Annotated in this window: 5 protein-coding genes; 2 read left to right on the top strand and 3 right to left on the bottom strand. The window is 70.8% G+C overall.

Annotated features, from left to right (window positions below):
- Positions 1 to 231: 231 nt before the first annotated feature.
- From E1264_RS38920 to E1264_RS38930, 3 genes are all read right to left on the bottom strand, one after another.
- Positions 232 to 1461, bottom strand: a complete 1230-nt coding sequence (locus E1264_RS38920) for a HEAT repeat domain-containing protein (RefSeq protein WP_132181979.1) — start codon at positions 1459 to 1461, stop codon at positions 232 to 234.
- Between the two features lie 47 nt (positions 1462 to 1508).
- Positions 1509 to 3116 (bottom strand): caspase family protein, encoded by a 1608-nt coding sequence (locus E1264_RS38925; protein WP_132181981.1) that lies wholly within the window; start codon positions 3114 to 3116, stop codon positions 1509 to 1511.
- Positions 3117 to 3364: 248 nt separating this feature from the next.
- The gene (locus tag E1264_RS38930; protein ID WP_132181985.1) at positions 3365 to 3760 is read right to left on the bottom strand and encodes a RidA family protein; all 396 of its coding nucleotides are present in this window, start codon (positions 3758 to 3760) and stop codon (positions 3365 to 3367) included.
- A gap of 90 nt (positions 3761 to 3850) precedes the next feature.
- On the opposite strand from E1264_RS38930, the gene E1264_RS38935 reads away from it, so the two are divergent.
- Together E1264_RS38935 and E1264_RS38940 are read left to right on the top strand one after the other, a co-directional pair.
- Positions 3851 to 4825, top strand: a complete 975-nt coding sequence (locus E1264_RS38935) for a WYL domain-containing protein (RefSeq protein WP_132181983.1) — start codon at positions 3851 to 3853, stop codon at positions 4823 to 4825.
- A gap of 77 nt (positions 4826 to 4902) precedes the next feature.
- The coding region (locus tag E1264_RS38940) for a LuxR C-terminal-related transcriptional regulator (RefSeq protein WP_243711441.1) at positions 4903 to 6061 on the top strand (1159 nt) is incomplete at its 3' end.

The following is a 6061-nucleotide window of genomic DNA, read 5'->3' on the forward strand; positions in this document are numbered from 1 at the left end:
TCCGGTAGCAGTGCACGTGCAGCTCCCGCCGGTGCCGTTCCGCCAGCCCCGAGAACACCGGCTCGTCGACGTCGCCCACCCCCCCGCTCACGCCCGCTCCCTCCAGCCGCGTGTCCGCACTCATCACGTCATCCTTCCGTCTTGTCGCGTCCCGTCTAGGTATGACGGGTGCGGGCGCGACAACTCATCACTGGAGCCGGTCGGGATGGCTGAGCGTTCCTCGTGTGGACGTCAGTCGAGCCCCGCATAGGCACGGCAATCCGCCTGCCGGGACGGAAGGCCCCAGGCGCTGAGCATCAGGGTGAAGTTGCCCCAGCGCCAGGTGTCGTCCCCCATCTCGGCCAAGGTTCGTACGGTGCGCTGCTGCGGTTCGGTCAGCTCCTCGAACGGTGGACGCGGCGCGTCGCCCGGCTGCCCGAACACGTGCCGCAGCACGGCGTCGACCGTGGGGAACGCTTCGGGGCCGGAGCTGAGCGCCAGCCCTTTGAGCATGGCGCCGAGAAGCCTCGGATGCGCGCCCTCCTCGACCTCCGCGAGCGTCATCGTCGCGTATCCGCGCATGTTGCCGTCCAGATGGTGAACTCCGGGCGCGGTGTGCTCTGGAGGCTGCGTGGCGGCCGCCTCCAGCGTGTCGAGGACGTCCGGGCCGGTGTCGTCCAGCCGGGCCAGTGCGATCGCGGCGGCGTGGCGGAGCAGGGCGTCCTCGCCGGTCAGGAAGGTGCGCAGGGACGGGACGAGGTCATGGCCGCCCAGCAGGCCCGCGGAGACGATCGCGTTCGCCGCCACCTCGGCGGCGGCTCCCGGGGCCAGCAGCGGCCGCAGCGCAGGGAGCGTCCCGGCCGCCTCCTCCGGAAACCAGCCCAGCGCGTACGCCGCGGCGGCGCGGATCTCCGGGTCGGGGTCGCCGAGCAGGCCGCGCAGCGTGGGGACGGTCGCGCGGACGGCGTCGTACGCGCCGAGCTCGGCCTCGGCGTGCCGCAGGGACTCCTCGAGATCGAAGACGGCGAGACGCGTTTCGCGGACACTGCGCTCGCCTTCTTCGTCTGCCGCCGCGACCCATTCCTCCATCCGGTGCAATTCCTCGTCGGGATCGGCGGCGCGCATCCGCTCGATGCCCGCACGCCACTCGGCGATCTCGACGCCGCGCGGCAGGTAGGACTCGTCATAGCCAACGGCGATCGCGCTGAGCAGCAGGACGATGCCGGCACGATCCCGCACCCGCGGGTCATCGGCCAGCGCGGCCAGGAACGGGACGGCGTGCGCGGTCGCCTCGTACCGGCTGCCCTGGTGAAAGATGTTGCCGTACAGCGCGTGCATGGCCTTGCCGCGCTCGCTCGCCGACTCCGAGGCGAGCGCCCGGAGGAGATCGGGCACGTCGTCGGCCGGTCCGTAGGCGTGCTCCAGATTCGCCCAGTCGACGTCGTCCAACCCGGCCAGAGGGGCACCCGTGCTGTCGCTCATGGCGCGGAATTGTGCCAGCCCGTACCGACATCCGCTCCGGGGCCGCGTCACTCGTAACAGGTCCAGGTCCCGTCGCCGGCCTGCCGGGCCACCAGATCGTCCTTCTTGTATTTGAGGACGCAGGCGACGTCCATGTCGATCTTTATCTGGCAGACCCAGGTGCCCCGGTGGCTGGAATTGTTGAGCGTCGCCACGGCGTCGGTCGCACCCGTCTTGGCCTTGCAGTAGCCGCCCATTTTCGATATGCCCTTCGCGAATTCCTGCGCAGAGTCGGTGCATATCGCACTGTTGGGGTCGGCGGAGGTGAGTTTTGCCCGCAGGTCGGTTCTCCCGTGCTCCCACCGGCAGGCCGCGGTCAGGTCTATGGGGTGGACGCAGTATTCACCACTGACCTTCAGGTCCTGCGACGAGCAGTACTCGGTCAGGCTGACTCCGGCCAGCGGGGTGTTCTTCGTCGAGAAAACACCGAACTGCCACAACGCGACGGCCAAGAGGATGAGGACGGCGGCACCACCCACCAGGTAGCGGGAAGAGCGATTCGGCAACCAGTCGCGAGGCCGCGCTCTCCTCTGGCGAGGTGCGGTCCGGCGCTCACGGGCCACATTGTGGAAGTGCGGCAACTGGCCGATGTGCCCGGGGTCGTGCCGCTGCGGCTGCGGACGCCTCTTGGCCGCGAGGGCCTTGCGCACCTCCTGGTGAATGGCGTTCAGGCTCAGGAATTCCGATGGCTGCGAGCCGGGCGGGACGCCGTCGCTCAGCACCTGGACCAGCTCGCCGGTGAACGCCGTGCACGCTTCGCCGTCCGGTGACCTGGCCTCGTCGTACTTCTGCGTCGCGGCGAGCATGTAGGTGCCCTCGACCCTCGCCGCCCCGAGCAGGTCGGGCGGAGCCGGAGCCTCGCCGCTCTCCAGAGCAAGCCCCCCGTAGCAGCAGTCCAGCAGGACGACCCGCCGGGCGGCATGGGCCTGATGGATCACTTCGGCCAGGCGGCTCCATGGGACGGTTCCCTCTCGGCTGTCGTCGGAGGCATTGGGCAACGCGAGGAGGAGCCCGCGCTCCGCGTCGTACAGCCCGTGTCCCGCGTAATAGACGACAAGAGCATCGGGGGCGTCCTCGGCGGCAAGGGCGATCGCGTGCTCGAGAGCGTCGGCGGACTCGGGATAGTCGATCTTGTGAATCCGCTCGCGGGGAATGCCCCATATCCCCGGGTCGGTGAGGACCTCCTCAAGCCGGCGGAGGTTCTGCTCGACGGCGGGCAGCGGCCGCAGTTGCGCGTAGTCGCTCACGCCGATGAGAACGCATCTCGATCGCCGCGGGTCGGGTGCACCGCTCAGCGCGCGATGGACGATCTTATTGTCGGCCATGTCGTCGAGCGAGAGGACCGTGCTCATCCCGCCGACCCGGACGACGACCGGGGCGACCGTGTCCGACTGGTGCCGCCATTGGGCGAATGCCAAGGCCAGGTTCGCGAGCGCGAATCCGTTGTCGAGGACGAGCTGGATCACGTCGGCCGTCGTCCCCATGGCCTCCGCATCGGTGGACTCGACGGAAATCCGCGAGTTCTCCCGGACGTACGGGTCGCCCAGTAGGCGGTTGAGTAAGGAACGGTGGGCCGCCGCGTCACCAGGATCGGTCACTCTGATGCTGATGTTCACGTACGCCCTCCGAATGCCTGGGGTAGGTCAGTTATCCACCTCTCACTTCTGCCTTGTCAACCGCTTTAGGCGTTCTGGGGACCATTAACGGCATGCGGACATGGCGGAGAGTTCCGAACAAAAGCGGAATGCTCGGCAGAGGTCCGTGTCGCGTACGGCGGTTTGGCGAGAATCCGTTGAGCACCGGGACACCCCGCCGCTCGTACCGGGGCGAACCGGCGCGAGCGGCGGGGACGGCGAGGACCCGGTCAGGCGACGGCGGTTCCCTCAAGCTCGACCATCAGGTAGGGGATCGCCAGGCGCGTCACCCCGAGCATCGTGGTCGGCGGCGCCACCCCGGCGGCGCCCAGCCGCGACGCCAGCGCGCCGTAGTGCTGGAACAGCAGATCCACGTCGGTGGTGTAGACGTTCAGCCGGACGAGGTTCGCCAGGGACATGCCCGCCTTGCCGAGCACGGCCTCCAGGTTGTCGACGCTCAGCGCCAGCTGCGCCGCCATGTCACCGGCGTGCTGGGGCTTGCCGTCGCCGCTCATCGCGGTCTGCCCGGCGCAGTACAGGGTCCGGGTCTGCCCGGAGACGATCTCGCCCTGGTCGTAGCCCAGCTCCACCGACCACTCCCACGGGTTGACCGCCGTACGTTCCAAAGCCACATCAGCTCCCATTCATTGATGTCGTGATGAGAGCCTCCCAACGAATCACGACAACCTCTGTCATGTATTCCGTAGACTTTTCGTATGCGCGCTGACCGGTTGGTCTCGCTGGTCCTGCTGCTGCGGCGGCGCGGCCGGCTGTCCGCGGCCACGCTGGCCCGCGAGCTGGAGGTGTCCACCCGGACCGTGCTGCGCGACATCGAGGCGCTGTCCGCGGCCGGTGTCCCGGTCTATGCCGAACGCGGCCGGCACGGCGGGTTCGCGCTGCTGCCCGGCTTCCAGACAGAGCTCACCGGGCTGAACCACGACGAGGCGCTCGCCCTCCTGGTCGCCGGATCACGGCGCGGCGCGCAGGTGTTCGGCCTCGGCTCGGCGCTCGCCTCGGCCATGCTCAAAGTGGTGGACGCGCTACCCGAGGGCTATCGGGACACCACGGCAGGTGCCGCGCAGCGGTTGCTCATCGACCCCGACACCGACCTCCTCTCGCGCCGCGTGGCCGCCGACGAGGTGTCCGACGCGGTCGTCGCCGAGATCCGGCGCGCGGTGTTCGCCGGGCGCAAGCTCCGCATCCGCTACGCCGCCGCCGGCCAGAGCCCGGAATGGCGCACGGTGGACCCGATCGGCCTGGTCACCGTCCGAGACCAGGGGTATCTGCTGGCCACGAGGTCCGGCGCGGACCGCACCTACCGGCTGTCCCGGATGCTGGACGCCGAGCAACTCGACGAGCCGGCGCAGCGTCCCGACCGGGTCGATCTGGACCGGGCCTGGCAGGAGCGCAGCACGCGGTTCCGGACCGGTGGCGACCAGGTGGCCGTGGAGGTACGGGTGAACCCCGCCCGGAGGGAGCAACTGGTGGGCACCGCGCTGGCCGTCCTGGCCGAGGAAAAGGGCGCGGACGGCTGGCTGCGGCTGGAAGTGACCTTCCAGGATTCGCGCCATGCCGAATGGGCGCTGTGGCGGCTCGGCACGAACGCCGAAGCCCTGTCCCCGCAATGGCTGCGCACGTCCCTGCGCGACCGCGCCACCGCGATCGCCACCCACTACGAAGACCCGCCCTGAGCCCCGGCCCGCACGAGCCTGGCGGGCGCGGATGCGAACACGGCGCCGCACGTGTGACTTTCCGGGATTATGGGTGAATGTCGCCCGTTGAGGTGTCCGAGCGCGAGGCCGAGGTGCTGGACGCGGTCGGACGGCACCTGACCAACACGCAGATCGCGAGCCGCCTGCACATCTCGGTGCGGACGGTCGAGAGCCACGTGTCGTCCCTCCTGCGGAAGTACGGGGTGACCAACCGGCGTGAGCTGGCCATTCTCGCGTCGGAGCAGCATCGGCGGGGCGAGCGCGGCGAGGACACGGGGACGGTGACCGGGCTGCCCGCGGCGCGCACCTCGTTCATCGGGCGGGGCGACGAGCTGGCGGAGATCGAGGCGGCGGCCGGGCGGTCCCGGCTGGTGACGCTGCTCGGGCCGGGCGGGGTCGGCAAGTCGCGGCTGGTCGCGGTGGCGGCGGCCGCGTCCCGGCAGGGCGGCGTGTTCGTCGACCTGGTGCCGGTGCGGGACGGGTTCGTCGAGCACGCCGTGGCGGCCGCGCTCGGGCTCACCGAGCGTCCGCAGACCGAGCTGCACACGGTGATCATCGAGCGGCTGGGGCGGGGCGGGACGCTGGTCGTCCTCGACAACTGCGAGCACCTGCTGGACGCGGTCGCCGGGTTCGCCGACCGGATCCTGGCGGCCTGCCCCGGTACCCGGATCCTCGCCACCAGCCGGGAGCGGCTCGGCGTAACGGGGGAGCGGATCGTCCGGGTGGGGCCGCTGCCGCTGTCCTCGCATGCCGAGGCGCTCTTCACCGATCGCGCGATGGCCGCCGACCCGGAGTTCGCGGCCGAGCCCGGCGCGGTGGCGGAGATATGCGCCCGGCTGGACGGGATGCCGCTGGCGATCGAGCTGGCCGCCGCCCGCAGCGCGGCACTCGGCGCGTCCGGCGTGCTGGCCGCGCTGGACGACCGGCTGCGCCTCCTCGCGGGCGGCCGGGGCGCGGACGAGCGGCATCGTTCGCTCCGCGCCGTCCTGGCCTGGAGCCACGACCTCCTGGACGCGGAGGAGCGCGGGCTGTTCCGGCGGCTGGCGGTGTTCGCGGGCGGGTTCGACCTGGACGCCGTCCTCGCCGTGACCCCGGCGGCGACGGCCGGTGCGGTGGCCGACGTGCTGGGGCGGCTCGTCGACAAGAGCCTGGTCGTCAAGGCGGGGCCGGGACGCTGGCGGCTGCTGGAGACCGTCCGGGCCTTCGCCGGAGAGC

Source organism: Actinomadura sp. KC216, from assembly GCF_004348535.1.
Lineage (GTDB): Bacteria > Actinomycetota > Actinomycetes > Streptosporangiales > Streptosporangiaceae > Spirillospora.